Origin of the sequence: Sedimenticola thiotaurini (assembly GCF_001007875.1) — a bacterium.
GTDB classification, from domain to species: Bacteria; Pseudomonadota; Gammaproteobacteria; order Chromatiales; family Chromatiaceae; genus Sedimenticola; species Sedimenticola thiotaurini.
The window spans coordinates 1,631,221-1,656,236 of sequence record NZ_CP011412.1; the positions used below are offsets into that span (position 1 = coordinate 1,631,221).

The window sequence follows — 25,016 nt, forward strand, 5'->3', positions numbered from 1 at the left end:
ATGTTCACTTTGACATAAAGGCAAACCCATGAATAACGTAACCATCACACCGGATAACCCCTCCCTGCCCGCTCCGCTGGCACTGCCTTTGAGTCTGGTCCCCGGCACCACCTACAGCCATGCCATTGTCAAAGTGCTGAATAAACTGTTTGGTCCGGAATTGGCTGATGGTGAACTGGACTTTCTGGACGGCAAAGTGATGCGCGTAGACGTGGTGGATGCCAGACTCCACTTCTGCATCACTCTTCGGGATGGTCAGCTGGCTGCGGCCGAAGCCAATCGACCGCACGACCTGAGCATCGAGGGATCCATTTACGATTTTCTGCTACTTGCCACCCGACGTGAAGATGCTGATACCCTGTTTTTTAATCGCCGCCTAAGACTCGGAGGGGACACGGAGTTGGGACTCTATGTCAAAAACTTCCTCGATGCACTGGAGCTCGAAGGCCGGATCGGGCCGTTTATCAAACTGATGAATGGGGTCACCTCCCTGATTGGACAGATCTCAAGCCTGCCCAAACCCCGCCTGCCGTTCCCAGGACTGGGCAGACGTAACTGAGGCGCTCAATTCCAACCGGGATATAACAGTGACGTTACAGCAACGCCCTGGCAGCCGCCTGGGCGCGGTTCTCCATCCCTGCGTCTCCGTGCCAGTAACCATTACATGAGCCAACCGGCACCAGTCGCTCCAACCGGGTAACAGCGGCTTCCCGCTCGATTTCTCCCTTCAGGCAGCCGCTGAACAGTTCAATCACCTTGGCTGTATGATTGGCCTGGGGACTGATGCGCAACACATCCACATCCAACTCCCGCACCTGATCCAGATCAGGCAACAGATTGAAGGTGTGGGCGGACTGGGTCTGAATACCGTTCAGGGCAAGGAAACGGGTATCGTCCTGGGCTGACAGGGTCAATCCATCGGGAAAATCGAGACAGCGATACTGGCAATCGTCTTTCGGCAGGTTAAAGGCACGGGCGGTAAAGCAGCGGGCCGAGTAGGCCAGTGGCAAGCGGCCAAAGGCGAACAACTCGGTCTCCACACCCTCGGGCCGTGACGACTGCATGCTCTTAAGTGTCTCCCTGGACAGTTCAACCGGAAACACCCAACGCTTAAGCCCTTGCCTGGCCAATAACGCCAGGGTCCTGTCGTTGTAGATATTCACACTGTGGCCGGCAACAAACGGCTTTCCGCGCATCAGTTGCACCGCCCCCATGTCGTTGGCCTCCACCATGTGCCTGCCGTTTTCGCACAGTCGACGCAAGCGCTTCAGTTCTGACTCAGCTTCCAACAACGCCAGCGTGGAAAACACCACCTCCTTGCCGGCCTCAGTCAGTCGCTCCGCCAATGCAAACCAGTCATCCGTCCGCATCAGGCTGCGCTTCGAGCAGACGGTCTCCCCAAGATAGATAATATCCACCGGCGAGGCTGCCATCTCTTCATAGAATTCAAGCAACTGGTCTTTGGCCCAGTAATAAAGCACCGGTCCAAGGGAGAGTTTCGGCTGTTTATTCATAATGTCAGAGACCTTTTACTGCCAGGGGCGACTATAAGCGCCAAGAGTGGTTTGCGTCCCTTCCGATACCTTGCCGAGTTCAGCCATCCATTCCGCCTGCGGCCGATAGTTATCCGGATCCCGTTGACAGGCATCCAGCGCAGCACGCCAGACCCTAGTCACCTGCTGCACGTAAACCGGGCTGCGCTGGCGCCCCTCGATCTTGATGGCGGCAATACCGGACGCCTGCAGTTGAGGCAGCAGTTCCAGGGTATTGAGACTGGTTGGCTCCTCCATGGCATGGTAGGTATTACCCCCCACACTGAAGCTTCCCTTACAGAGGGTTGGATAGCCCGCATTCTCCCCTTTGGCAAAACGATCAATCAGCACCCCACCCAATCGGGTCTCCAGGCCGTCCGCAGTCTCCCGCCACTCCACATGGCTGGCTGGCGAACAGGCGCCGTAGGTATTGGGGGATCGGCCGGTTGCATAGGATGAGAGAATACAGCGCCCCTCCACCATGACACAGAGGCTACCGAATCCGAACACCTCGATCTCCACCGGACTGTGGTTGACCACGTGTTGAACCTGGGCCAGGGAGAGTACCCGGGGCAGAACAGCCCGACGGATACCAAAGTTATCTTTGTAGAACTGCAGCGCTTCATAATTGGTGGCAGAGCCCTGCACCGAGAGATGCAGGTTCAGTTCAGGATAGCGGTTGGCGGCATAGTCGAGCACACCGATGTCTGCTGCGATCATTGCATCAACCCCCAGTTCCGCGGCCTGATCCACCGCGTTTTGCCAGCGGCTCCAACCATCCGGTTGAGGATAGGTGTTCAGCGCGAGAAACACCCTGACCCCGCGTTGGCGGGCATAAGCAATACCTTCTGCTATCTTGGCTGGACCAAAATTGAGGCCGGCAAAATGACGTGCGTTGGTGTCATCACGAAAACCGAAATAGACTGCATCGGCACCGTTGTCGACTGCGGCTTTAAGAGAAGGCAGATTACCGGCTGGGCATACTAATTCCATCGATTTAGTCACTCGGGCAGGGTGGAACGGGACAGGATCAATGCCGCTGAGGTGATGATCGACACACTCGCCATGCATCGATCCGCAGCTTTCACACAGCAATATTACCCATCTATTTGTGGGCTAATTATCCCCGCTCCGACGCCTTATTAACAACCCTTAAATCGTACGGGTTTAGACCATATTTCTGTTGTTAATCCCATCACCTTGGCCCGGTCGCCAGATAACGGTATGCTGCCCGGCACTGGCGGCCGGCAATCATGATTATGATCTACTACTGGATAAAAACGCTGCACATCAGCACAGTGACCTTCACTATCGGCTTTTTCACACTGCGCTTTGTGTGGATGCTGAACCGGTCACGACTGTTTAATCATCGTTGGGTGCGGCTGATATCCCAGATCAACGACACCCTGCTGCTGCTCGCAGGCATAGCTCTGGCGGTGATGAGCCGACAGTACCCGATCGCAGCCCCCTGGCTGACAGCCAAACTGGCGGCCCTGTTGCTCTACATAATATTTGGGATGTTCGCCTTTAAATGGGCCAGATCAAGGAGTAACCGGGTGCTGTTCGGTCTGCTGGCGCTGCTTACGGTCAGTTATATCGTGGCGGTTGCCCTTACCCGGACGCCACAACCCTGGAAGTATCTGCTCAGTTAGCCGGCATCAATTCACTTAATGCTCGGCGATCTCACGCAACCCCTCCAGATCCAGCAGGCGCAGACGTTTATGGCGTAGCTGTATCAGCCCACTCTTCTGGAAACGGGTAAATACGCGACTGACTGTCTCACTGGCCAAGCCTAAATAACTGCCAATATCACTTCTCGACATGCCGATCTGGAACTCCAACTGGCGCATGCCACGGGCACGAAGCCGCCGCGTCAGGTTAAGCAGAAATCCAGCCAGGCGCTGATCAGCACTCTGATGGATCAGGGTCGTGATCAATTGGTGATTGAATGCCACTTCCGTACTGAGCATTTTGATAATGCCCTGCTGCAGCTCTTCCAACAGATAGCCGGTATCCGCAAGCGATTCCATTCTCAGTTCACATACACTGCTGTCCTGCAGTGCTCTGGCTGTATAGGGGTAGCGCAGACCGGATAGCCCCTCCATACCGATCAATTCACCAATGACGTGGAATCCCACCACCTGATCCTGCCCCGAAGCCTTGGGAACATAGGTCTTAAATGAACCGGACTTGACTGCAAAAACCGACCGGAACTTATCGTCTTTCAAGAAAATGGTCTCACCGCGAGCCACCTTTCGACGCCGGAGCAGCACCCCTTCCGGGACATTACTTCCCTCCTCGGCATACTCGAGGATGGAGCACATCGGATCCAGACCGCAATCCTGACAAGCCACTTCACCCGGTGCTGGTTTCTCCGGCTCCCGTCTACGCCCAATCTGGGGAATCTGCTTTTTCACTATGTTCATCAATATGGCTCAATCACCGGTGGTTGAATGCATCTCCTGTCGGATACCCTAATATACCGTTTATAGCAACAATGTTCATTATCCCGCCCAAATTGGTCAGGAATAACCGTTGAAGATTACCGGGAATCACCACACTTGACGAATAGCCCCGGTCTCCCGGATAGAAATTTCCAGGGAGAGGGGCCAATCGCTGAAAAACATCGCAGACCTTGCCTACTTGAATAGTGCTTCTACAGAAAACCCATCCTTTTCCAGAATTCCACGCAGCCGTTTCAGGGCATCCATCTGAATCTGCCGGACCCGCTCCCGGGTCACCCCCAATTCGTTGGCGACCTGCTCCAGAGTGGCATTTTCATACCCGTGCAGACCAAAGCGCCGCTCAACCACTTCCCGTTGCTTATCGTTCAGCTTATCAAGCCACTCGTCCAGATTAGCCGTCATACCCTCGGCCTGGAGGCTGTCGGACGGATCTTCAGACTGGACGTCGGGAATCGTATCCAGCAGGGGTTTATCGGCGTTCTTGCCATAGGGTGTGTCAACAGAGGTGATCCGTTCGTTCAGACCCAGCATATGCTTCACTTCATCAATGGGCTTATCGAGCAGTTCGGCAATCTCATCCGCCGTCGGTTCATGATCGAGCATCTGGGTCAGTTTTCGGGCCGCCCGCAGATAGACATTGATCTCTTTGACAACGTGGATGGGTAAACGGATGGTGCGGGTCTGATTCATGATCGCCCGCTCAATGGTCTGTCTTATCCACCAGGTGGCGTAGGTGGAAAAGCGGAAGCCCCGCTCCGGATCAAACTTCTCCACTGCCCGAATCAGACCGAGATTACCCTCTTCGATCAGATCCAGCAGCGCCAGACCACGGTTCATGTAACGTCGTGCAATCTTCACCACCAGGCGCAGATTGCTCTCTATCATGTGCTGACGGGCGGAGACATCACCTTTCTGCGCCTGCCTGGCCAGGGTCACCTCCTCTTCTGCTGTTAACAGCTTTGAGGCGCCAATTTCGCTCAGATAGAGCCGGGTTGCATCCATCTGGGATACCTGACCGGAGGTACTCTCAGTTTCAGCAACTACCGATATATCCCTGTTCTTGGTACGTTTTACCCGGTTTGTTCCCCCCCGGGAATTAGTAAGACTGCTGTCATCCTCGCTTTTATTACCCGACTGCCGTTTGACCATTTAAATCCTCCTTGTGCACATCCTGATGGATATGACCACCTGCAGAACTATGGACGGCGTGGCAGCAGCTTCAGAGGATCAACAGGCGCTCCATTGCGTCTGATTTCAAAATGAAGCATGGGCTTTCCGTTTCCATCGTTGCCCATTTCTGCGATACGCCTTCCCTTCTTGACCGTATCTCCCTCTTTAACATGGATTTTTTTATTGTGACCATAAGCACTTAGATAATTTTTATTATGTTTTATAATAACGAGCCGTCCGTAGCCGATCAGTCCACTTCCAGCATATACAACCTTCCCTGTCTCTGCCGCCTTGACTGATGCACCGTAGCGCCCCTTGATTTTGACGCCCTTCTTTACCGGATCACCCTTCACGAAACGCTGCACCACTGTACCATCCGTAGGCCATAACCAGCGCAACTCAGAGCTATTATTAACTATTTTCCCTTTACTCTGGCTTGATGATACCTTCTTTTTAGCCGATTGGGATACCTGCTTAACAGATACTACCGGTTTCTTCTTGGTCGCGGCACCTTTGGTTTGTGGGGTTTTGACCGTAGCAGATTTGGCTACCCGTTTCTGCACCGGGCGCGTCAGGCGCAACCGCTGCCCCGGATAGATAATATAGGGAGAACGAATGCCGTTCCAGCTCGCCACAGAGCGGTAATCGATGCCAAAACGCCAGGCGATGGAGTAGAGAGTGTCCCCTTTTTGGACCCGGTAGACGGTGGGTCTGCTACTCCGCTGCGGCTGGGAGGACGGTTGTTCGCGGGATACAACCGGCGCCCGCACCGGTGCACTGCAACCCGCCAGATCGCCGATCAGTAGCAACACTACCAGTCCGGTGGTCAGCAGTCGCTCTTTGCGGGAGATAAGCCACAGGGGAAAACGCCTGGCTCCGCTGTCATTGGCCCGGACCGCTATCATCTTGCCACGCGCTTTACCTGCCAATATCACCACTTCCCCTATAACGGGCTATCCGTACAATTTCACCCCGGCAATGGTCAGGCCGAGCACCACCACCATAGCCCAGCCAATCCGATCAACATACTTGTGCAGTGTCGCCTCCATACGTTCCCCTCCCCAGGCCATCAGCCCGGCCACCATGAAGAACCGGGCACCTCGTCCGATCGCTGACGCCAGGATGAACGGCAGCAGTGCCATGGAGATGACACCGGCAGAGATGGTGAAGAGTTTGTAAGGTATGGGTGAGAATCCGGCCAGGAAGATCGCCCAGAACCCCCACTCATCGAACCAGCCTCGCACCTGAATATACTTCGGATAGTAACCGGCATCCTTGAGCAGGGGCTCAATCAGTTCAAAAGCGAACATGCCGATCAGGTACCCCAGCAAGCCACCCAGCACTGAGGCAATGGTCGTCAGGGAGGCCAGATTCCAGGCCTTGGCCGGATTAGCCAGGGTCATGGGGGCCAGCATCACATCCGGCGGGATCGGAAAGAAAGAGGATTCCGCAAAACTGAGTCCGGCCAGGTAACGCGGGGCATGGCGGTGTCGCGACCAGTCCAGCACCCGGGCATAGAGCCAGGAAAAGAGCTTCATTAAAGTGTTCCCCCTAACAGGGGTACAAAGACCACCTGTTCCAGTAACTCCTTGTCATAGCCGGTACGGGTTCTGGTCACCCTCACCAGCACCTGCTCGGAACGATTGCCGATGGGCAGGATCATGACCCCCCCAACACGCAGCTGATCCACCAGCGCCCGGGGAATACCCTCGGGCGCCGCCGTAACCAGTATGCCATCGAAGGGGGCATATTCCGGCAGCCCCATGCCGCCATCCCGATGGTGCAGGCGAATATTGCGGATATGCAGCTCCTGAAAGCGTTTCCTGGCCTGTAACTGGAGCGATTTGATCCGCTCAACGCTATAGACCCGCTTTACCAGCCTGGACAGGATGGCTGTCTGATACCCCGAACCGGTACCGATCTCCAGCACCGTCTCCATGGGCCCTGTCCCTTCCAGCAGCAACTCGGTCATCCGGGCGACGATGAAAGGCTGGGAGATGGTCTGCCCCTGCCCGATCGGCAGGGCTGTATCCTCGTAGGCGCGACTGGCCAGGGCCTCTTCCACAAAGATGTGCCGTGGGGTATTACGGATTGCTTCCAGCACTGCCTGATTGGCGATGCCCTCATCCCGCAGGCGCTGCACCAGGCGCTCCCGGGTCCGCTGTGAAGTCATGCCAATACCGCGATGTAGCGAACTGCTCATTGACCTATCCTGCCCAGCCACTCCCCGAGCCGGTCGATATCGCTGTATCGGGTCAGATCAACCTGGAGCGGGGTGACGGAGACATAGCCCTCCCTGACCGCATGAAAATCGGTCCCCTGGCCGGCATCCTGTTCCAGTCCGGCGGGCCCGACCCAGTAGATCGTTCTACCACGGGGATCGGTATCCCGCACCACCGGTTCGGCCCGATGACGATGACCGAGACGGGTCACCTGGTAGCCTTTCAACGCCTCGTAGGGCAGATCGGGGATATTGACATTGATAATGGTGTCCGATGCGAGAGGATTGGCCTGGAGGTGCTCCACCAGTTCCCTGGCGACCCGTGCTCCGGTCTCGAAATAGAGCGGATCGTGGGCGTTCATGGATAGCGCTATGGCCGGTAAACCAAGGAACCGGCCCTCGGTGGCGGCAGCCACGGTGCCGGAATAGAGCACATCATCACCCAGGTTGGCCCCGGCGTTGATGCCGGCGATCACCATATCCGGTTCATCCTCCAGCAGCCCGGTGATGGCCAGGTGGACGCAGTCAGTGGGCGTACCGTCGACCCGTATAAATCCATTATCCGCCATCTCGGCCCGGATAGGATATTCCAGGGTCAGGGAGTTGCTGGCCCCGCTACGATTCCGCTCCGGGGCCACCACGGTAATCTCTGCCAGTCCGGACAGCTCCTCGGCCAGCATTTTCAGGCCGGGAGCCAGGTAGCCATCATCGTTACTCAACAATATTTTCATACGAAATCAACACGCCAGGTACTCGGGTTTAAAGATCAAACTATACTGGAAATAGTGCAACTACTCGACCTGCAACACGATGCAGGATCACCTCTTCCGTTATCTAACGGCAGGATTGCGGTTCAATTGATCCCGGAATGATATACTCCCCCCCGGTATGAGTGACCATGAGCAAAAAGACGGGGATGATATCGATCTCCTGTTTCAACAGGCGATGGAAGATGCCGTGCCACATCAACACGACAAAACCACCCCCTACAAACCCGGTCTGAAACCGGTCCCGCTGCCGCCCAATCCGAAAGCAACCGGCGATGAGTTGAGTGATGAATTCATCGATCTCAATATCGAAACGGGCGAGGAACTGGAGTTTGTCCGCCCCGGTGTTCAGCAACGGCTGTTTCAGGATCTGCGCCGGGGCAAAATCCCGCCCGAGGATATGCTTGATCTGCATGGACTCCGGGTGGTGGAAGCACGTCGGGAGCTGGCGGGCTTTCTGACCCATGCCATCCGCTATCGTCTACGGGTGGTGCAGATCATTCATGGCAAAGGCTACCGCTCGGAAGACCGCCAGCCGGTGTTGAAACAGAAAATCAACCAGTGGTTACGTCAGCGCCACGAAGTACTGGCCTTCTGTTCCGCGCCCCGGTTTGACGGGGGCACCGGTGCGGCCTATGTGCTGCTCTCGCGGAAAGGCTTCAGGGAAGAGGCGTCGCGATAGTCAACGCACTCCCGTAACAAGGCCGTGGCAAAACACCCTTTGGGCAGACGGAAATCGAGCTCCAGCAGGTCATCCCGCTGATTCCAGGTCAGATCACTTACTGCGATGCGCAGCGCACGCCGCTCCATCTGCAGTCCGAAACGCTCCAGTCCTTCACACCAGAACTGTTCCGGCTCCAGCAGTGCCGATTCCAGTGCCGCCACTTCTCCCGACACCATGCGCTCACCACGTCCCCACAGGGGACCGGAGAGATGGATATCCATACGCTCCAGGCGTTCCATGATCTCATCATCCGGGCTGGGCGCCGCAAAACTGCTGCGGGTACCGGCCAGCATCATCCGCTCTCCCTTCAGGGGTCGGTTCCAGTTGCCCGCCTCAACCCGGGCGGCCAGCACCTTGTTGAACAGCAGTGCGCGAACGGCGGAGAGGTAGAATCCCCGTTTGTCCCGTTTGACCCGTTTCAACTCCCCGTTGAACAGGGCGCGGGCGGATCGCAGGTTGGCATCATCCGTGCCGAACCGCTGCTCGCCAAAGTAGTTGGGAACCCCCTCCCGGCGAATGGTCTCCAGGGTGCTCTGTAACGCCTTAGTATCACCCTCCAGCGCCCTGATCCGGATTCTGAAGCGGTTGCCCTTGAGCGCACCAACCCGGAGTTTGCGACTATGCCGGACACTCTCAAGGACCTGGAATTCCGGCGACTCAAGCGCACTCCAATCGGGCTCCGGCTTACCCGCCAGGCGCACCGAGAACCACTGTCGGGTCAGGGCGTGTCGATCCTTCAAACCGGCATAACTGACATCCATCCGGGATACCCCGGCCAGACGGGCCAACTGGCCCGCTACCCAGGCGGTATTGCTGTTGCGCTTCTCCACATGCAGCAGCCGATGCTCCCCCTCACCATCCGGCTCCACCAGCGGGATCTCATCAACCATGAAGTCCTCGGGAATGGAACGGATAAGGCCGGAACACCGGGGGGTACCATTGGCGAAAGGCAGAAGCCTGTTGTCTTGTTCGGTCACGGGAAGTCCGGGTTGTTGGAAAGCGGTTATTCTAACCCAACGGGCAGGATATCGCTGAAGTGATCTGGATGATTCAGCCGGCCGGGAGCGACCGTTTGCCGGGCAGTTGCAGGACAAAGCGGGCCCCACTCCCGGGCACGTTTTCCACCCGCAGATCACCGCCATAGTTCTCCCTGATGATAAAGTAGGAGACCGACAACCCCAACCCGGTACCCACGCCGATCGGCTTGGTGGTGAAGAAGGGTTCGAAAATCCGCTTGGTCAGCTCTTCCGGGATACCCGGCCCGTTATCTTCCACCTCCACCCGGATGCGTTGGGAACCGCCCTTGATTCTGAGGATGAAACGGGGATCGGTCAGAGGCGGGCGGCACTCGGCCATCGCCTGGGCGCCGTTCTTGAGCAGATTGAGCAGCACCTGCTGTATATGGCTGGGCTCACACTCCACCGCACATAACTGCTCGTCATATTCACGTATGATCTGTATCTGTCTGAAGTCGAAACCATCTTCCAGGCGATAGTCATTCGCCGCCAGTTCAAGGGACTGCTCCATCAGATCGCGCATGTTGCAGTTTTCAAGGTGCCGGCTGCCCTTCCGGCTGAAACTGAGCATGTTATCGACAATTTTCGCAGCCCGTTTGCCAGACTCACGAATCCGCTCGATCATCTCGTAAACCTTACGCTCCGAGAGGTAGCGGGATACCGAGTCAATATTGGTACCACAGGCTTCAGCGGTCTTGATATTGGCCGCCAGATCGGGACTGATCCGGTTTTGCATAACCTGAACATTCTGCAGAATGCCGGCCAGCGGGTTGTTGATCTCATGGGCCATACCGGCCGCCAATCCACCAACCGAAAGCATCTTTTCCGATTGGATCATCATCTCTTCAATACGCACCCGCTCGGTCACATCATCGATCCGAATCACCGCCCCATCGATGCCGTTGGTGGTCAGCGGGTAGATAGTCACATCATAAAGCCGGGCCACCTCACCGGCACTGAACCGGAGCCGTTGATCATGCGAGGAGAGTCCCTTGTAGACGGCATCCTTGATATGCCCCATCTCCTGGGCCAACTGGGGGAACAGCTGCATCAGATCCTCACCCTCCGCCTCGGAGGCGCTCACCCCGGTGAGCTGCTCAGCCTGCCGGTTCCACTGAATGACACGACAAGCCACATCTACACAGATCAACGAGGAGGGCATGGAGTCCACCACGTTGGTGAGCAGGTTCCGTAACCGGTTAAGCTCCGCCTCGGACTCCTCCTGCTGCCAGATATGCTGTCGATACTCTTCAAAAACCCGGTTCCCCTTATCCACCAGCAGTCCGATCTCGTCATCCTGGTGACCAGATGGCATGGCAATCCTGACGTTGTACTCATCCCCGGGATTGATCGCCGCAAAGGATGCGGCGGTTTTCATTAACGGCTTGGTCAGGGTCAGATAAAACATGATGCTCAGGAGCAGCGCCAACACCAGCATCTGAATAATGCTGAACAGCAGAATCAACCGGGCACGATCAAAAAAACCCAGTGTCACCAGATAGGGATCGATCATTACAGAGATGCTACCCACTGGCTGAGCACGCTCGGACCACTCCAGCTCAAGCCGGTAGGCCTTGCTGTTACCCATCAGCAGATCAGCCAACTGGCGCAGCGGAAAGTCCACCCGGGGGCGATCGGCACTGGCCAGTTGCTTGCCCAGATCATCCTGGATCTCCACCTGAAACACCGGGGGATACTCAAACAGGCCATTGACCACCTGCCGGGCCAGGCTGTTATCCAGGTTATAGGCAGCCTGGGCAGCGGAGGATTCCACCACATGCAGTACCTGGCTGACCGCCTCATCCACATGCCGTTTCTCCCGTTCCAGGTCAACGGCGATCTGATAGAACGAGATCACCAGACCGATAAAAAATACCGTCATCACGGTGATCAGGGTCTGCTTATAGGTCAGGCTGTGCCTGCGTTTTATCCCCACCACTGCTCCCGATCTGTTGCACCCATGAGGTCAGCCCTCAGCGGGCAGAACCTGTGTCCGCGACCGCCTCCAGAAGTACCACGGCATAACAGGCGATACCCTCTCCGCGACCGGCAAAGCCCATGCCTTCGGTCGTGGTCGCCTTGATGTTGATCTTGCCTGGATCGCTGTGCAGATCTTCACTCATGTTTCTGCGCATCGATTCGATATGCGGACTAAGCTTGGGCGCCTGCGCCACCACGGTGATATCCGCGTTACCCAGTCTCCAACCCTCGCTGTCCAGCAGCTGCATCACCCGCTTGAGCAGCTGGCGGCTGTCGATGTTTTTGTATTCCGCACTGTTGTCTGGAAAATGGTAACCGATATCCCGCAAACCTGCAGCGCCCAGCAGCGCATCACAGAGCGCGTGGATTAACACATCGCCATCCGAATGCGCCTCCAGCCCGAACGGGTGTTGAATCTCCACGCCCCCCAGGATCAGGGGCCTGCCGGGCCCAAACCGGTGGGCATCATAGCCCTGGCCAATCCGCATTGTATCTCCTCACTGACTGATCAATATTTGAGACCCCTATATGCCCGCCCCTTCCCCCGCAATCAGCAGCACAGGGCACTATGAGCTAATCTTGTTGTATAACAAGATGAAGGGCATAAGCGTTGTAATGTCTCATCATATAGGGAGGACAGGAAGATGCAAAAAACTGATGCTACCCCGTTCGAACTGCGCCAGATTCATCCAATGCCGGATAGTTTTTACGATTGGAACGAAACGTTGGCAAAACAGCTGGCGGCGGAAGAGCAGATTGAACTGACTGACCAGCACTGGCAGGTGATCCACTTCTTGAGAAACCACTGTGACGCACCGGGCAGGGGGTGCAGCGCCAGGCTGCTGCTCAAAACACTGAGTCGGCAATTCCGCAACCAGGGCGGTAAGCGCTATCTCTATACCCTGTTCCCCAGGGGGCCGGTGGTGCAGGGCTGTAAAATCGCCGGCATACCGCTCCCCCGATACGCCCTGGATCTCTCATTCGGCAGCGTGCACTGACCAGCAGGAGTATTCAGTCGGTCAATCCCTGGCCTGCTGATCCAGATAAAAACCGGCCAGAACCAGGTCCTCTGGCCGGGTGATCTTTATATTGTCAGCGTGACCTTCAACCAGCAGCGGCTGTCGGCCGGCCAACTCCATGGCACTGGCCTCGTCGGTCACCAGTCGATTATTGGTGAGCGCCTGCTCTAGCGCCCTTTGCAGTTCGGCACAGCGAAACATCTGTGGCGTAAAGGCGCGCCAGAGCCGATCCCGGGGAACGGTTTCAACTATTGTTGCTGCCTGATCATCAGCCCGCTTAATCGTGTCACTGACCGGCACAGCCAACAGACCGCCCACGGGATGATCCCGGAGATTTTGCATCAGCTTATCCAGATCACTCTGTCTCAGGCAGGGACGTGCTGCATCATGCACCAGCACCCAGTCGTCGGGATCTGCCTCGTCTTGCAGCGCCAGCAGGCCATTCAATACGGAATCAGCCCGCTCCCGACCACCGATCACCTGCTGCACCCGGGGGTGGTTTGCGTAGTCGCTGCCGGCCCACCAGTTATCCGTGCTAGAGATCGCCACAATCACCCGGGTAATGGCGGGATGCTCCACCAGCGTCTGCAAGGTGTGGTCGATCACCAGGCGATTCTGCAGGGTCAGGTACTGCTTAGGTACAGCCCCACCCATACGACGGCCGATCCCCGCCGCCGGTACAACTGCCCAATAGCGCCGGCCTGCCTCACTCACTGGTCGGGTTTCCGGGGCTCGATGATCTGGTAGAATATCTCCCCCTCCCGGACCATACCCAGGTCATTGCGGGCACGCTCCTCGATCGCTTCCAGGCCATTCTTCAGGTCATCCACCTCTGCCTGTAGTGCCTGATTACGTCGCTGCATCTGCAACAGCTGCTCCTTCTGCTGGGCGATATCCTGCTTCAGCCGGTACAGATCAGCCAGACTCCCCTCGCCCACCCAGAGGCGATACTGGAGCACCGCCAACATGGCGACAAGTAGCAGCATCAGAATCCGTATCATCATCTACAGTGACTTCTATCGGGTTACCCGGCAGCAGGGTTCGGGGAAATTCAGCAGGTGGGCGGGATCAGACGGAGCAACCGGTGCCGGTCACCCCGCCTGACACTTCCTCCACCGATTATCCGGTGGAGATCAGGTCCGGTCAGAGGTGCTTGAAGGCCCCTTTACCGGCATAGACCGCTTCGCTGCCGAGCTGATCCTCTATACGCATCAGCTGATTATACTTGGCCACCCGGTCGGTGCGACTCAGGGAGCCGGTTTTGATCTGTCCGGTATCGGCCGCCACCACCAGATCGGCGATGGTGGTGTCCTCCGTCTCGCCGGAACGGTGGGAAACCACCGCGGTATAACCCGCCTTTTTCGCCATACCGATCGCCTCCAGGGTTTCGGTCAGGGTACCGATCTGGTTGAACTTGATCAGAATGGAGTTGGCAATCCCCTCTTCAATGCCCCGGGCCAGAATTTTGGTATTGGTGACAAACAGATCATCACCAACCAGTTGCAGCCGGTTGCCCAGTTTCTCGGTCAGCAGCTTCCAGCCATCCCAGTCGCTCTCATCCATACCGTCCTCGATGGAGATGATGGGATACTGATCCACGATTCCGGTCAGGTAGTCGACAAACTCTGCCGCCTGGAACTGGCGACCTTCGGAGGCGAGATCATAGACCCCATCTTTGTAGAACTCGGAACTGGCCACATCCAGACCCAGGTAGATATCGCTGCCCGCCTTGAAGCCACTCTTCTCGATCGCCTCCAGGATCACTTCGATGGCCGCCACATTGGAGGGCAGATCGGGGGCGAAACCACCCTCATCCCCCACGGCGGTGTTGAGGCCACGGCCTTTCAGCACTGACTTCAGGGCGTGAAACACTTCGGCGCCGTAACGGACCGCTTCCCGGATTGAGCCGGCGCCTACCGGCAAAATCATAAACTCCTGGATATCCACGCTGTTATCAGCATGGGAGCCACCATTGATGATGTTCATCATCGGTACCGGCATCCGGTAGGGACCGTCCGAAAGGGAGCGGTATAGCGGCAGGGCCTTCTCCTGGGCGGCAGCATGGGCGGCAGCCAGAGAGACCGCCAGCAGGGCATTGGCACCCAGCCGGTCCTTGTTCTCGGTACCATCCAGTTCAATGATCTTCCGATCCAGGCCGGCCTGATCCTGTACATCAAATCCCAGCAGCGCCTGCTTCAGCTCACCGGTGATATTTCCGACCGCCTTCAGCACGCCCTTGCCCAGGTAACGCTGTTTATCGCCATCACGCAGTTCCAGCGCCTCGCGGGAGCCGGTGGAAGCACCGGAGGGTGCCACCGCCCGTCCAATAGCGCCATCAGCGGTAATGATATCCGCCTCGACAGTGGGGTTGCCACGGGAGTCCAGGATTTCACGACCTCGAACATCAACAATCTCAGACATTGTCACTCCAATTTGTTGGATTAATTTTAATATTAAAGCGTTAAAGATAGGGTCCAGACCCGACCGAAAACCGGGCCGTTAAATCGTCCACTCACAACAGTGGCGTTGGCCGGGCCGGGCTCCGCGGCAGGCGTCGTGTTCGACTCACCGTCGCGCGCTATCAAGTACCCTCTCCCGATCCCGGTCGCCCGGGACACGGCCTGTTAAAAAGGTCAAAACTGTTAAGGAAACGGACCTCAACAGCCGTCTGGCAGATCGAATTAAAGCGTGTTCTCGATAAACCCGCGCCGCTTGGTGACCTGATCCAACTCCATCAAGGTCTCCAACAAAGCTTCCATCCGGTCCAGCGGCCAGGAGTTTGGGCCGTCACTGAGGGCCTTCTCCGGGTTCGGGTGGGTCTCCATGAACAGCCCCGCGATACCCGCAGCAACGGCGGCACGCGCCAGCACCGGCACGAATTCGCGCTGTCCGCCCGAGGCGTTGCCCTGGCCGCCCGGCAACTGCACGGAATGGGTGGCGTCATACACCACCGGCACCTGACACTCCCGCATCACCGCCAGGGAGCGCATATCGGAGACCAGATTGTTATACCCAAACGAGGCACCCCGTTCGCAAACCATGATCTGCTGATTTCCGGTGGCACGGGCCTTCTCCACCACATGTTTCATATCCCAGGGCGCCAGGAACTGACCTTTTTTCAGATTGACCGGCAATCCCTGACTGGCGACTGACTTGATGAAGTTGGTCTGGCGACAGAGGAAGGCCGGCGTCTGCAGCACATCAACCACCGCAGCCACCTCGTTCAGCGGCGTATCCTCGTGCACATCCGTCAGCAGGGAGACACCGATGTCCCGTTTCACCTTCTCCAGGATCTTCAGGCCCGCCTCCAAGCCGGGGCCCCGGTAGCTCTCACCGGAGGAGCGATTGGCCTTGTCAAAGGATGACTTGTAGATGAAGGGGATACCCAGGCGATCCGTCAGTGCCTTCAACGTGCCGGCGGTATCCATTGCCATCTGCTCGCTTTCCACCACGCAGGGGCCCGCAATCAGAAACAGCGGGTGCTCAAGACCTACCTGGAATTCACCTAATTTCATGCTGGTACACTCTCCCTGCTCATGTCGTATTTATGTTTCCTTGCCGCCTGGATAAAGCCGGTGAACAGCGGATGCCCATCCCGGGGCGTGGAGGTGAACTCCGGATGAAACTGGCAGGCGATAAACCAGGGATGCTCCTTGATCTCGATGATCTCCACCAGTTTTCCATCCATTGATCGACCGGCGATGGTCAGCCCGGCCTTCTCCAGCTTATCCAGGTACTGGTTGTTAAACTCATAACGGTGCCGGTGACGCTCCACAATGGTGTCACTGTCATAGAGCTTGCGGGTCAGCGCATCTTCGCTCAGCCGGCACTCCTGGCCGCCCAGCCGCATGGTGCCACCCAGATCCGAGTCCTCACTACGCACCTCCAGTTCGCCATCCGCATTGAGCCACTCGGTAATCAGGGCGATGACCGGATAGGGGGTCTCGCGGTTGAACTCGGTACTGTGGGCATCCGCCATAGCCGCCACATTACGGGCATATTCGATCACCGCCACCTGCATACCCAGACAGATACCCAGGTAGGGAATACGCTGTTCACGGGCGTAGCGCACGGTCTCTATCTTGCCCTCCACACCCCGTTCGCCGAAACCACCGGGCACCAGAATGGCGTCCACCCCGGCCAGGCAGCCAGTGCCCTCTTTCTCCACCTGCTCGGAGTCGATGTATTTGATGTTGATCCTGGTATGGGTGTGGATACCGGCGTGAATCAGCGCCTCGGAGAGGGATTTGTAGGCCTCGGTCAGATTCATGTATTTGCCGACCATAGCCACCGTGACGCTGCCGTCGGTATTCTCCAGGCCGTCAATCACCGCACGCCACTCCGACAGATCCGCTGCCGGCACATTGAGGCCGAACTGGCGTACCACCAGCTCATCCATCTTCTGCTCGTGCAGTAACAGGGGAATGCGGTAGATATTGTCCGCATCCACCCCGGTAATCACCGCCTCTTCAGGCACGTTGGTGAACAGGGCGATTTTCTTGCGCTCCGCATCCGGCAGCGCGCTCTCACAACGGCACAGCAGTACATCCGGCTGAATACCGATGGAGCGCAGCTCCTTGACCGAGTGTTGGGTCGGTTTGGTCTTGATCTCACCCGAGGTCGGAATATAGGGAACCAGAGTCAGGTGCAGGAACAGGGCGTTCTGCTTGCCCAGTTCCACCCCCATCTGACGGATGGCTTCCAGAAAAGGCAGGGATTCGATATCACCCACCGTGCCGCCGATCTCCACCAGGGCGATGTCCGCGTCGCCGGCCCCCAACCGGATACTGTCTTTCATTTCGTTGGTGATATGGGGGATCACCTGCACCGTGCCGCCGAGATAATCGCCGCGTCGCTCCTTGCGAATGACACTTTCGTATATCTGGCCGGTGGTGAAGTTATTGTTACGGCCCATGGTGGCGCGAATAAAACGCTCGTAATGGCCCAGATCGAGGTCAGTTTCCGCACCATCCTCCGTGACAAACACCTCCCCATGCTGGAAAGGACTCATGGTGCCCGGATCCACATTGATGTAGGGATCCAGCTTGATCATGGTTACTTTGAGGCCACGCGCTTCGAGCAATGCGGCCAGTGAAGCGGAGGCAATACCCTTGCCCAGCGAGGAAACAACGCCGCCCGTGATAAATACGAATTTGGTCATAGACTCTGTGTCTGCAGGTGGAGGAAAGAAAAAGTTCAGGACGGGGCTTAATGGTACGCGAAAGCGACTATAGCCTCAATCAAAAGGCTGGCGAATTATTGTTAACGATGACTACCCCACAAACTGGCCGGTTTAGTGCCCGGCACGTCCTTGCGGGCCATCCGGGCGAAAATCCGCAAGGTTTTGGTGCAGTCCGGGGAAATGTTACTTGATCCAGAGCAAAGCAATCTGCAAAATAGCCGCTACTAACGGCGATGCAGGTTCATGACGTGAGCGGACATAAGGTCATCTCTTTCGATAATATCAAGGTTGCCTGCAGGAACTGTAGTCTGACCTCACTGTGCCTCCCCATGGGTCTCACTCCGGAAGACGTGGATCAGCTCGATGCCATCGTCAAGCGCAGCCGACCGCTGCACCGTGGCGATCACCTTTTTCAACAGGGTGACGACTTCCAGTGCATCTACGTGGTCAAAACCGGTACTGTGAAGAGCTTCGATCCCGGTGAGGATGGCAGCGAGCAGGTTCTGGGTTTCCACCTGCCGGGAGAGATGATCGGGCTGGACGCAATTGAGAGCGGCTATCACAACTGCTCCGCCAAGATTCTGGAGACCACCGCGGTCTGCGAGATCCCGTTCGAGCGACTGGAGGAACTCAGCAGTACCATACCCAGTCTGCAACACCAGATGTACCGCCTGATGAGCCGGGAAATCGGCCAGGATGAGAACATGCTGACCCTGCTGGGTAAACGCAATGCGGAAGAGCGGCTGGCATCGTTCCTGCTGAGCCTGTCCGAGCGCTTCCAGCGGCGCGGTTTTTCTCCCTCTGATTTCTACCTCAGTATGTCACGGCATGAGATCGGCAACTATCTCGGCCTGGCTGTCGAAACCGTGAGCCGGCTGTTTACCCGCTTCCAGGACGAGGGGCTGCTCAAGGTGGAGCGGAAACATATCCAACTGCTTGATATCCCACGCTTACAGCAGATCCTGCGTGGTGATCAGGGTAATATCCGGGAACGGCAGTTCACTTAATCTCCCCCCCTGGGGTGCCGGCCACCCCGGCCTGATCCAGTTGCCGCCACAGACAACCACCACCGGCGCCTTTTTCAATCAGATCGAGCCGCTGCTGATGGGCACTAAGCTCATCGGCACTGGCCCGCACCACCTTTAAGCGGGGCCGGGCCGGATCCAGGCGCTGAATCGGCTCCCCAAAGGATTCCCCATCACTGCCACTGGCATCCAGGGAGAGGGCGCTCTGACCGCCGGTCATCATCAGGTATACGTCAGCCAGAATCTCCGCATCAAGCAGCGCACCGTGCAGCTCCCGATGGCTGTTATTGATGTCATAGCGCTTGCACAGGGCATCCAGACTGTTGCGCTGCCCCGGATGCATCTTCTTTGCCATCACCAGGGTATCCACCACGGTGCAGAAGCTTTCCAGGGGTGGATGATCCGCCGCCAACAGCTTCAGCTCGTGATTCAGGAAGCCCATATCAAACGGCGCGTTGTGGATGATCAGCTCCGCCCCGTCCACATAGGCAATAAAATCATCCACCAGGTCGGCAAAACGGGGTTTGTCGGCAAGAAACTCATTGGTGATGCCGTGCACTTCGATGGCGGCCTGATCAATCTCCCGGTCAGGCTGCAGATATTGGTGGAAGTTATTACCGGTCAAGCGTCGGTCAACCATCTCCACGCAGCCGATCTCGATAATCCGGTGCCCCTGGCTCGGCTCCAGACCGGTGGTTTCTGTATCCAGCACGATCTGCCGTGTACTCATGATGTCAACTCCTCTACACCTCTGTTGGCGAGCTGATCCGCCAGTTCATTTTCCGGATGGCCGCTATGCCCCTTGACCCAGGCCCAGTGCACGTCATGGGTGGTGACCAACTGATCCAGTTGCAGCCAGAGATCACTGTTCTTGACCGGTTTCCTGGCGGCGGTTTTCCAACCATTCCGCTTCCAGTTGGCAATCCAGCTGGTAATGCCGTTCTGCACATACTTGGAGTCGGTGGTCACCCGCACGCTGGTCGGGCGTGTCAGCGCCTCCAGGGCCCGGATCACGGCGGTCAGCTCCATCCGGTTATTGGTGGTTTCCGCTTCACCACCATACAGATGACGCTCCTTCCCCTTGAAGCGCAACACCGCGCCCCACCCCCCTGGACCGGGATTCCCCTTACAGGCACCATCTGTATAAATCTCTACTCTATCAACCACTTAATCTCTACTCCAGGGAGGTCTGATATGATTTGCCGTGGGCTCCACCACGCCGCCCCTGATCGGTCGGGGGCGCAACTTCCAGGCCGGCTTGATGGGCGTCAGCCGGGACACCCGCTTAACCGCCAGTATCAGGTAGACACCAGACAGCGGCGACCAGAAGCGTCCGCCCAACTGTTCCAGAAATTCCAGACGCTGCAGCATACGGGGATGGCTCAACGGCGGACGGAACATCGCGCCCTGCTCCGCCTTGATCTGAAATCCAAGCAACGATAACCAGTCATGCACCCGCCAGGAGGAGATAAAGTGCCCGATCCAGGGAACCCGCTTGCTGCGTAACCGTAACAGCCGCCACAACCCCCACAGGCTCCAGGGGTTAAAACCGACAATAATGACATGCCCTTCGGGAATCAGCACCCGCTCCACTTCACGTAACAACTGGTGTGGATTTCTGGAAAAATCCAGCGTATGGGGCAGCAACACCGTATCGATGCTGTCGGAAGCGACCGGCAGATACTGCGGATCCCCCACTACGCATCGACTATCGAACGCATCATCCGCTTTCGGCACTAATATGACCTGAGACTTGATTCGACTCATTCCGAGCGGATCCAGCTGAACCCCCAGACAATCGATCTGCAACAGGTAGTAACCGAAACATTCGGCCAGCAGCCCCTCCAGTACGGCCTGTTCCAGGGCCAGCAACTCCTTGCCTGGCGTGGTGTTGAACCAGGTCCGAAGCGCATCTGTAGCGGGTGGGACAGTGATCCGATTAAATACTCTTTTCATCAGCAGGTGCGTTAGTGTGCGATGAACCGAACTGTACCCCATTCCGGCCGGAGATTCCCCCCTGGATCCCGGGCACTATACGCTTTTCTGCCGACCCGCCGTTGAACCGGCTGTCCGCTCCATCACCCGGATCGACAAGGTGCGATCCATAAAAGTGACACCGACCCCGCTTCGTTGCCGTTAACATGACCTGATTCCTGGAAAAAAACGGGTGATTTGCGTATGATCCCGACACATTTCAACGAATGCCAGACAGCCGCGGATAGTTTCATGTCGACGAGATTTCTGACTCTGCCTCTCCTGACCGCCTTGGCTCTGAGCGGCTGCAATACCCTCGGCCACAAAGCCGAACTAAATACGGACGACACAGAACTTCATTCCGTGACCGCCCGGACTGACACCGCATTGGCAGCCGAGCAGCGCCTGCATGAGGCGTTGGTTTCCGCTCCTCAGGTGGTCCCTCTTCCGGACTCTTCCGAATCCGGTGAAAGTGAGCAGCAGGCGGCAGATAGCTCGCCGGACAACCTGATGGATCGGCTGCGCGCCGGTTTCAGGCTGGAGATCCCCGATAACCCCCGTATCGACCAGCAGATCCGCTGGTTCACCGCCAACAGCGACTACCTGGACCGGGTGCAGAACCGCGCGGCTCCGTATCTCCATTTTATCGTGGAAGAGGCTGAACGCAGAGGCATTCCCAGTGAACTCGCCCTGCTACCGATCGTGGAGAGCGGTTTCCAACCATTCGCCTACTCCCATGGTCGCGCCGCCGGTCTGTGGCAGTTTATCCCCTCAACCGGCAAACATTTCGGCCTGCAACAGAACTGGTGGTACGACGGTCGACGGGACGTGGTAGCGGCCACACGGGCAGCGTTTAAATACCTGGGCAGTCTGGCGGAACGATTTGATGGGGACTGGGAACTGGCGCTGGCCAGCTACAATGCGGGGGCCGGCACGGTGCAGCGGGCCATCAAGCGTAACCAGCAACAGGGCAAACCGACCGATTTCTGGTCCCTCAAGCTGCCCGACGAGACCATGCGCTACGTACCGAAACTGTTCGCGGTAGCCAAGGTGATGGCGGATCCGGAACAGTATGGCGTCACCCTGGTCGAGATCCCCAACGAACCCTATTTTGACAGTATTGATATCGACTCCCAGCTCGATCTCGCCCTGGCGGCCGACATGGCTGGCATCTCCATTGAAGAGCTCTACAAACTCAATCCCGGTTTCAATCGCTGGGCAACAGCACCGAACGGACCGCACCGCCTGAGCATTCCAGTGGAAAAGGTGGAGCAGTTCAACAAGGCCCTGGCCGAACTCGATCCGCAGAAACGGCTGCACTGGACCCGCTACAAGATCCATCCAGGCGACAATCTGGGCAGCATTGCCAGGAAATACAAAACCACCGTGGCACTGTTGCGACAGGTAAACAAGCTGAAGGGCAATAATATCCGCGCCGGCAAACATCTGTTAATACCGGTCGCGGCCAAAAGTCTGGATCAGTACACCCATACGGCGGACGCCCGCCTGGCGAAAACCCAAAACCGGCAGCATAAAGGGAAACGGGTGACCCACAAGGTAGTCCCGGGCGACACCCTTTGGGATATCGCCAGACGCTATCGGGTCAACCATCGGGCACTGGCCCGCTGGAACGGCATGTCCCCCCGGGATACACTGCGGCCCGGCCAGCAGCTGGTCATCTGGCAACAGACCAACAAGGGACAACAGAATGCAGCCCAGCTGGTACCGACCCTGTCCCCACCAGTCAATACCCGCAGCAGTCTGCGCTATCGGGTACGCAAGGGAGATTCACTGGCGCTGATTGCACAGCGATTCAATGTGTCTGTTTCCGACCTGAGAAAGTGGAACACCCTGGATGATCGCTACCTGCAGCCCGGCCAACGATTACAGCTGTTTGTGGACGTTACCGAACAGACCCTGTAGATCCCCTGGAGTTACTGCTCCTGCTCCACCTTGAAGCAGCTCACCTGACGACCATCAACCAGCCGCTTCAGTTCCGGGTACGCCTCCCGGCAGCGGGGCATCGCCACCGGACAGCGCGGATGGAAATAGCAACCCGGTGGCGGATTGGCAGGGGACGGCATATCCCCTTCCAAGCGGATCACCTGCCGTTTCGACTCGGGATCGGCCACCGGTACTGCCGAAAGGAGCGCCTGGGTGTAAGGGTGTTTGGGTGATGCCAGCAACTGCCCCACCTCAGCCTGCTCCACAATCCGGCCCAGGTACATTACCGCAACCTCATCGGCCAGGTAGGAGACCACCGACAGATTGTGGGTGATAAACAGGAAAGCGAGCCCGCGACTGTTCTGCAACTGTTTGAGCAGATTAAGTATCTGAGCCTGCACCGATACATCCAGTGCGCTGGTTGGCTCATCACAGATGATCAGTTTAGGATCCACCGCCAGGGCACGGGCAATACAGATCCGCTGACGCTGCCCGCCGGAGAACTCGTGGGGATAGCGATCCACCGCATCGGCAGGCAGGCCGACCTGCTCCAACAGCTCCGTCACCCGGGCACGACGTTGTTGCGCCGAACCGCCGATCCGTTGTGCTCTCATCCCCTCTTCGACAATATCACCCACCAGCATGCGTGGATTCATCGAGGCAACCGGGTCCTGGAAAATAATCTGCAATTCTGACCGGCGAGCCCGCAGGGCACTGCCCCCCAACCGGGTCAATTCATCACCGGAAAAATCGACCGTGCCGGCGGTCGGCCTGACCAGCTGAAGTATGCCTTTGCCCACCGTGGTCTTGCCACAACCCGATTCACCCACCAGGGCCAGGGTCTTACCCGGCGCGATGGAGAGGGAGACACCATCCACCGCCTTCACATGCCCTACCGTGCGCTTGAACAGCCCTTTGTGGATCGGAAAATGGACCTTTAGATTGTCCACCACCAGCAGCGGCTGATGGCTGGTGGCGGGATTTACCGGGGCGTGTTCAGCCTCATCCGGTTCAATAATGGTGACCGGATCCTCGTGGGCGGCCAGATAGCAGCGCGCACCCTGGCCCGGCTCCAGCTCGGTCCAGCCCGGGGCCGTTTCACAATCCTCAAAGGCCCGATGGCAACGGTCGATAAAACGGCAGGCGGTGAATACCTGGTCCAGGGGCGGCACATTGCCCTTGATCACAGCCAGGCGCCGGCTCCGTTTCTTGGCGTCCGGCAACGACTCAAACAGCTTCTGGCTGTAGGGGTGCCGGGCATGGCCGAAGAAGCGTTCCCGGGTTGCAACTTCGATAATCTGACCGGCATACATGACCGCCACCCGATCCGCCACCTCGGCCACCACGCCAAGATCGTGGGTAATGAGCAGTATCGCCATCCCGGTCTGTTGTTGCAGATCCTTGAGCAACTTCAGCACCTGGGCCTGGATCGTCACGTCCAGTGCGGTGGTGGGCTCATCGGCGATCAACAGTTCCGGGCGACCGGCCAGCGCCATGGCGATCATCACCCGCTGCTTCATACCGCCGGAGAGTTGATGGGGATACTCGTTGATGCGCCGCTCCGGATCGGGAATGCCGACAGAGCGGAGTAACTCCACCACCCGTTGCTCCACCGAGTCCGTTTCGGTGCCATCATGGATTCTCACCGCCTCCCCGATCTGCCGACCAATGGTCAAGACCGGGTTCAGCGAGGTCATGGGCTCCTGGAAAATCATCGCCATGCGGCCACCGCGCTCTTCACGCATGACGTACTCCGGCAACTCCAGCAGGGCAGTCTTACCCAGATGGACGTCCCCGCCGACAATACGTCCAACCGGGGGCAGCAGACGCATGATGGACAGGGCCGTCATGGACTTCCCACAGCCCGACTCACCCAGCAGGGCAAAGGTTTCGCCTTTGCGAATCTCCAGGTCCACACCATCCACCGCCCGTACCGGGTGTTTCCCGTCGCCCAGCCAGGTTTGCAGGTTTTTGACTCTCAGCAGAATATCGTTCAT

26 protein-coding genes are annotated in these 25,016 nt (G+C 57.5%); 6 read left to right on the forward strand and 20 right to left on the reverse strand.

The window, feature by feature from the left end:
- The first annotated feature begins 28 nt into the window (after nt 1-28).
- Entirely contained in the window at nt 29-559 is a 531-nt protein-coding gene (ubiT, locus tag AAY24_RS07405) for a ubiquinone anaerobic biosynthesis accessory factor UbiT (RefSeq protein ID WP_046859143.1), read from the forward strand.
- 34 nt (nt 560-593) lie between these two features.
- Here ubiT and ubiV read toward each other — a convergent pair whose 3' ends face one another.
- Together ubiV and ubiU are read right to left on the reverse strand one after the other, a co-directional pair.
- A complete protein-coding gene (gene ubiV / locus AAY24_RS07410) occupies nt 594-1,514 on the reverse strand; it encodes a ubiquinone anaerobic biosynthesis protein UbiV (protein ID WP_046859144.1) in 921 nt (306 codons plus the stop codon).
- 15 nt (nt 1,515-1,529) lie between these two features.
- Nucleotides 1,530-2,525: a ubiquinone anaerobic biosynthesis protein UbiU gene (ubiU, locus tag AAY24_RS07415; protein ID WP_046859145.1), complete on the reverse strand. Its 996-nt coding sequence runs from the start codon at nt 2,523-2,525 to the stop codon at nt 1,530-1,532.
- A gap of 260 nt (nt 2,526-2,785) precedes the next feature.
- Between ubiU and AAY24_RS07420 the strand changes: the two genes are divergently transcribed.
- Nucleotides 2,786-3,184: a SirB2 family protein gene (locus tag AAY24_RS07420; RefSeq protein WP_046859146.1), complete on the forward strand. Its 399-nt coding sequence runs from the start codon at nt 2,786-2,788 to the stop codon at nt 3,182-3,184.
- Between the two features lie 15 nt (nt 3,185-3,199).
- Here the strand turns inward: AAY24_RS07420 and AAY24_RS07425 are convergent, their stop codons facing one another.
- The 6 genes from AAY24_RS07425 to surE form a co-directional block, all read right to left on the reverse strand.
- The gene (locus tag AAY24_RS07425; RefSeq protein WP_082117072.1) at nt 3,200-3,958 is read right to left on the reverse strand and encodes a helix-turn-helix domain-containing protein; all 759 of its coding nucleotides are present in this window, start codon (nt 3,956-3,958) and stop codon (nt 3,200-3,202) included.
- 213 nt (nt 3,959-4,171) lie between these two features.
- Nucleotides 4,172-5,146 (reverse strand): RNA polymerase sigma factor RpoS, encoded by a 975-nt coding sequence (gene rpoS / locus AAY24_RS07430; protein ID WP_082117073.1) that lies wholly within the window; start codon nt 5,144-5,146, stop codon nt 4,172-4,174.
- A 47-nt stretch (nt 5,147-5,193) separates the two neighbouring features.
- Nucleotides 5,194-6,096, reverse strand: a complete 903-nt coding sequence (locus tag AAY24_RS07435; RefSeq protein ID WP_199930525.1) for a peptidoglycan DD-metalloendopeptidase family protein — start codon at nt 6,094-6,096, stop codon at nt 5,194-5,196.
- A 24-nt stretch (nt 6,097-6,120) separates the two neighbouring features.
- Nucleotides 6,121-6,705: a YqaA family protein gene (locus tag AAY24_RS07440; protein WP_046859147.1), complete on the reverse strand. Its 585-nt coding sequence runs from the start codon at nt 6,703-6,705 to the stop codon at nt 6,121-6,123.
- The gene (locus AAY24_RS07445) at nt 6,705-7,370 is read right to left on the reverse strand and encodes a protein-L-isoaspartate(D-aspartate) O-methyltransferase (RefSeq protein ID WP_046859148.1); all 666 of its coding nucleotides are present in this window, start codon (nt 7,368-7,370) and stop codon (nt 6,705-6,707) included. Before AAY24_RS07445 ends, AAY24_RS07440 begins: the two co-directional genes overlap by 1 nt.
- Complete coding sequence (gene surE / locus AAY24_RS07450; RefSeq protein ID WP_046859149.1) at nt 7,367-8,119, reverse strand: 5'/3'-nucleotidase SurE; 753 nt, start codon at nt 8,117-8,119, stop codon at nt 7,367-7,369. The genes AAY24_RS07445 and surE overlap by 4 nt, the downstream gene beginning before the upstream one ends.
- Nucleotides 8,120-8,276: 157 nt before the next feature.
- On the opposite strand from surE, the gene AAY24_RS07455 reads away from it, so the two are divergent.
- Entirely contained in the window at nt 8,277-8,837 is a 561-nt protein-coding gene (locus tag AAY24_RS07455; protein WP_046859150.1) for a Smr/MutS family protein, read from the forward strand.
- Here AAY24_RS07455 and truD read toward each other — a convergent pair.
- The 3 genes from truD to ispF form a co-directional block, all read right to left on the reverse strand.
- Nucleotides 8,789-9,856, reverse strand: a complete 1,068-nt coding sequence (gene truD, locus AAY24_RS07460; RefSeq protein ID WP_046859151.1) for a tRNA pseudouridine(13) synthase TruD — start codon at nt 9,854-9,856, stop codon at nt 8,789-8,791. The genes AAY24_RS07455 and truD overlap by 49 nt on opposite strands.
- A 73-nt stretch (nt 9,857-9,929) precedes the next feature.
- The gene (locus AAY24_RS18480; protein WP_199930526.1) at nt 9,930-11,831 is read right to left on the reverse strand and encodes a two-component system sensor histidine kinase NtrB; all 1,902 of its coding nucleotides are present in this window, start codon (nt 11,829-11,831) and stop codon (nt 9,930-9,932) included.
- Between the two features lie 37 nt (nt 11,832-11,868).
- Nucleotides 11,869-12,363, reverse strand: a complete 495-nt coding sequence (ispF, locus tag AAY24_RS07470) for a 2-C-methyl-D-erythritol 2,4-cyclodiphosphate synthase (protein ID WP_046859152.1) — start codon at nt 12,361-12,363, stop codon at nt 11,869-11,871.
- Nucleotides 12,364-12,519: 156 nt separating this feature from the next.
- Here ispF and AAY24_RS07475 point away from each other — a divergent pair, with 156 nt between their 5' ends.
- Nucleotides 12,520-12,873: a TusE/DsrC/DsvC family sulfur relay protein gene (locus AAY24_RS07475; RefSeq protein ID WP_052761127.1), complete on the forward strand. Its 354-nt coding sequence runs from the start codon at nt 12,520-12,522 to the stop codon at nt 12,871-12,873.
- A 21-nt stretch (nt 12,874-12,894) separates the two neighbouring features.
- Here the strand turns inward: AAY24_RS07475 and ispD are convergent, their stop codons facing one another.
- The 5 genes from ispD to AAY24_RS07500 form a co-directional block, all read right to left on the reverse strand.
- A complete protein-coding gene (gene ispD / locus AAY24_RS07480; RefSeq protein ID WP_082117075.1) occupies nt 12,895-13,608 on the reverse strand; it encodes a 2-C-methyl-D-erythritol 4-phosphate cytidylyltransferase in 714 nt (237 codons plus the stop codon).
- Complete coding sequence (gene ftsB / locus AAY24_RS07485) at nt 13,605-13,898, reverse strand: cell division protein FtsB (RefSeq protein ID WP_335337223.1); 294 nt, start codon at nt 13,896-13,898, stop codon at nt 13,605-13,607. Before ftsB ends, ispD begins: the two co-directional genes overlap by 4 nt.
- A gap of 139 nt (nt 13,899-14,037) precedes the next feature.
- Nucleotides 14,038-15,315, reverse strand: coding sequence for a phosphopyruvate hydratase (eno, locus tag AAY24_RS07490; protein ID WP_046859153.1), 1,278 nt, complete (start codon nt 15,313-15,315; stop codon nt 14,038-14,040).
- Between the two features lie 260 nt (nt 15,316-15,575).
- Nucleotides 15,576-16,409, reverse strand: a complete 834-nt coding sequence (gene kdsA / locus AAY24_RS07495) for a 3-deoxy-8-phosphooctulonate synthase (protein ID WP_046859154.1) — start codon at nt 16,407-16,409, stop codon at nt 15,576-15,578.
- Nucleotides 16,406-18,055, reverse strand: a complete 1,650-nt coding sequence (locus AAY24_RS07500) for a CTP synthase (protein WP_046859155.1) — start codon at nt 18,053-18,055, stop codon at nt 16,406-16,408. The genes kdsA and AAY24_RS07500 overlap by 4 nt, the downstream gene beginning before the upstream one ends.
- A gap of 269 nt (nt 18,056-18,324) precedes the next feature.
- Between AAY24_RS07500 and fnr the strand changes: the two genes are divergently transcribed.
- On the forward strand, nt 18,325-19,083 hold the full coding sequence (fnr, locus tag AAY24_RS07505; RefSeq protein WP_046861115.1) for a fumarate/nitrate reduction transcriptional regulator Fnr: 759 nt from the start codon (nt 18,325-18,327) through the stop codon (nt 19,081-19,083).
- Here the strand turns inward: fnr and dnaQ are convergent.
- The 3 genes from dnaQ to AAY24_RS07520 are packed head-to-tail and all read right to left on the reverse strand — an operon-like array spanning nt 19,076 to nt 21,057.
- On the reverse strand, nt 19,076-19,831 hold the full coding sequence (gene dnaQ, locus AAY24_RS07510) for a DNA polymerase III subunit epsilon (RefSeq protein WP_046859156.1): 756 nt from the start codon (nt 19,829-19,831) through the stop codon (nt 19,076-19,078). The two genes, fnr and dnaQ, sit on opposite strands and share 8 nt — an antisense overlap.
- Entirely contained in the window at nt 19,828-20,268 is a 441-nt protein-coding gene (gene rnhA / locus AAY24_RS07515; protein ID WP_046859157.1) for a ribonuclease HI, read from the reverse strand. The genes dnaQ and rnhA overlap by 4 nt, the downstream gene beginning before the upstream one ends.
- Complete coding sequence (locus AAY24_RS07520) at nt 20,269-21,057, reverse strand: class I SAM-dependent methyltransferase (protein ID WP_046859158.1); 789 nt, start codon at nt 21,055-21,057, stop codon at nt 20,269-20,271.
- Between the two features lie 270 nt (nt 21,058-21,327).
- Here AAY24_RS07520 and AAY24_RS07525 point away from each other — a divergent pair, with 270 nt between their 5' ends.
- Nucleotides 21,328-22,998 (forward strand): lytic transglycosylase, encoded by a 1,671-nt coding sequence (locus AAY24_RS07525; protein WP_046861116.1) that lies wholly within the window; start codon nt 21,328-21,330, stop codon nt 22,996-22,998.
- Between the two features lie 11 nt (nt 22,999-23,009).
- Here the strand turns inward: AAY24_RS07525 and AAY24_RS19570 are convergent, their stop codons facing one another.
- Nucleotides 23,010-25,016 (reverse strand): ABC transporter ATP-binding protein, encoded by a 2,007-nt coding sequence (locus AAY24_RS19570; RefSeq protein ID WP_046859159.1) that lies wholly within the window; start codon nt 25,014-25,016, stop codon nt 23,010-23,012.

What these genes read in the sequence shown, in the direction of transcription:
- ubiT (WP_046859143.1), top strand. Translation starts at nt 29, where the DNA reads ATGAATAACGTAACCATCACACCGGATAACCCCTCCCTGCCCGCTCCG.
- ubiV (WP_046859144.1), bottom strand. Translation starts at nt 1,514, where the DNA reads ATGAATAAACAGCCGAAACTCTCCCTTGGACCGGTGCTTTATTACTGG.
- ubiU (WP_046859145.1), bottom strand. Translation starts at nt 2,525, where the DNA reads ATGGAATTAGTATGCCCAGCCGGTAATCTGCCTTCTCTTAAAGCCGCA.
- AAY24_RS07420 (WP_046859146.1), top strand. Translation starts at nt 2,786, where the DNA reads ATGATTATGATCTACTACTGGATAAAAACGCTGCACATCAGCACAGTG.
- AAY24_RS07425 (WP_082117072.1), bottom strand. Translation starts at nt 3,958, where the DNA reads ATGAACATAGTGAAAAAGCAGATTCCCCAGATTGGGCGTAGACGGGAG.
- rpoS (WP_082117073.1), bottom strand. Translation starts at nt 5,146, where the DNA reads ATGGTCAAACGGCAGTCGGGTAATAAAAGCGAGGATGACAGCAGTCTT.
- AAY24_RS07440 (WP_046859147.1), bottom strand. Translation starts at nt 6,705, where the DNA reads ATGAAGCTCTTTTCCTGGCTCTATGCCCGGGTGCTGGACTGGTCGCGA.
- AAY24_RS07445 (WP_046859148.1), bottom strand. Translation starts at nt 7,370, where the DNA reads ATGAGCAGTTCGCTACATCGCGGTATTGGCATGACTTCACAGCGGACC.
- surE (WP_046859149.1), bottom strand. Translation starts at nt 8,119, where the DNA reads ATGAAAATATTGTTGAGTAACGATGATGGCTACCTGGCTCCCGGCCTG.
- AAY24_RS07455 (WP_046859150.1), top strand. Translation starts at nt 8,277, where the DNA reads ATGAGTGACCATGAGCAAAAAGACGGGGATGATATCGATCTCCTGTTT.
- ispF (WP_046859152.1), bottom strand. Translation starts at nt 12,363, where the DNA reads ATGCGGATTGGCCAGGGCTATGATGCCCACCGGTTTGGGCCCGGCAGG.
- AAY24_RS07475 (WP_052761127.1), top strand. Translation starts at nt 12,520, where the DNA reads ATGCAAAAAACTGATGCTACCCCGTTCGAACTGCGCCAGATTCATCCA.
- ftsB (WP_335337223.1), bottom strand. Translation starts at nt 13,898, where the DNA reads ATGATGATACGGATTCTGATGCTGCTACTTGTCGCCATGTTGGCGGTG.
- eno (WP_046859153.1), bottom strand. Translation starts at nt 15,315, where the DNA reads ATGTCTGAGATTGTTGATGTTCGAGGTCGTGAAATCCTGGACTCCCGT.
- kdsA (WP_046859154.1), bottom strand. Translation starts at nt 16,409, where the DNA reads ATGAAATTAGGTGAATTCCAGGTAGGTCTTGAGCACCCGCTGTTTCTG.
- AAY24_RS07500 (WP_046859155.1), bottom strand. Translation starts at nt 18,055, where the DNA reads ATGACCAAATTCGTATTTATCACGGGCGGCGTTGTTTCCTCGCTGGGC.
- dnaQ (WP_046859156.1), bottom strand. Translation starts at nt 19,831, where the DNA reads ATGAGTACACGGCAGATCGTGCTGGATACAGAAACCACCGGTCTGGAG.
- AAY24_RS07520 (WP_046859158.1), bottom strand. Translation starts at nt 21,057, where the DNA reads ATGAAAAGAGTATTTAATCGGATCACTGTCCCACCCGCTACAGATGCG.
- AAY24_RS07525 (WP_046861116.1), top strand. Translation starts at nt 21,328, where the DNA reads ATGTCGACGAGATTTCTGACTCTGCCTCTCCTGACCGCCTTGGCTCTG.
- AAY24_RS19570 (WP_046859159.1), bottom strand. Translation starts at nt 25,016, where the DNA reads ATGAACGATATTCTGCTGAGAGTCAAAAACCTGCAAACCTGGCTGGGC.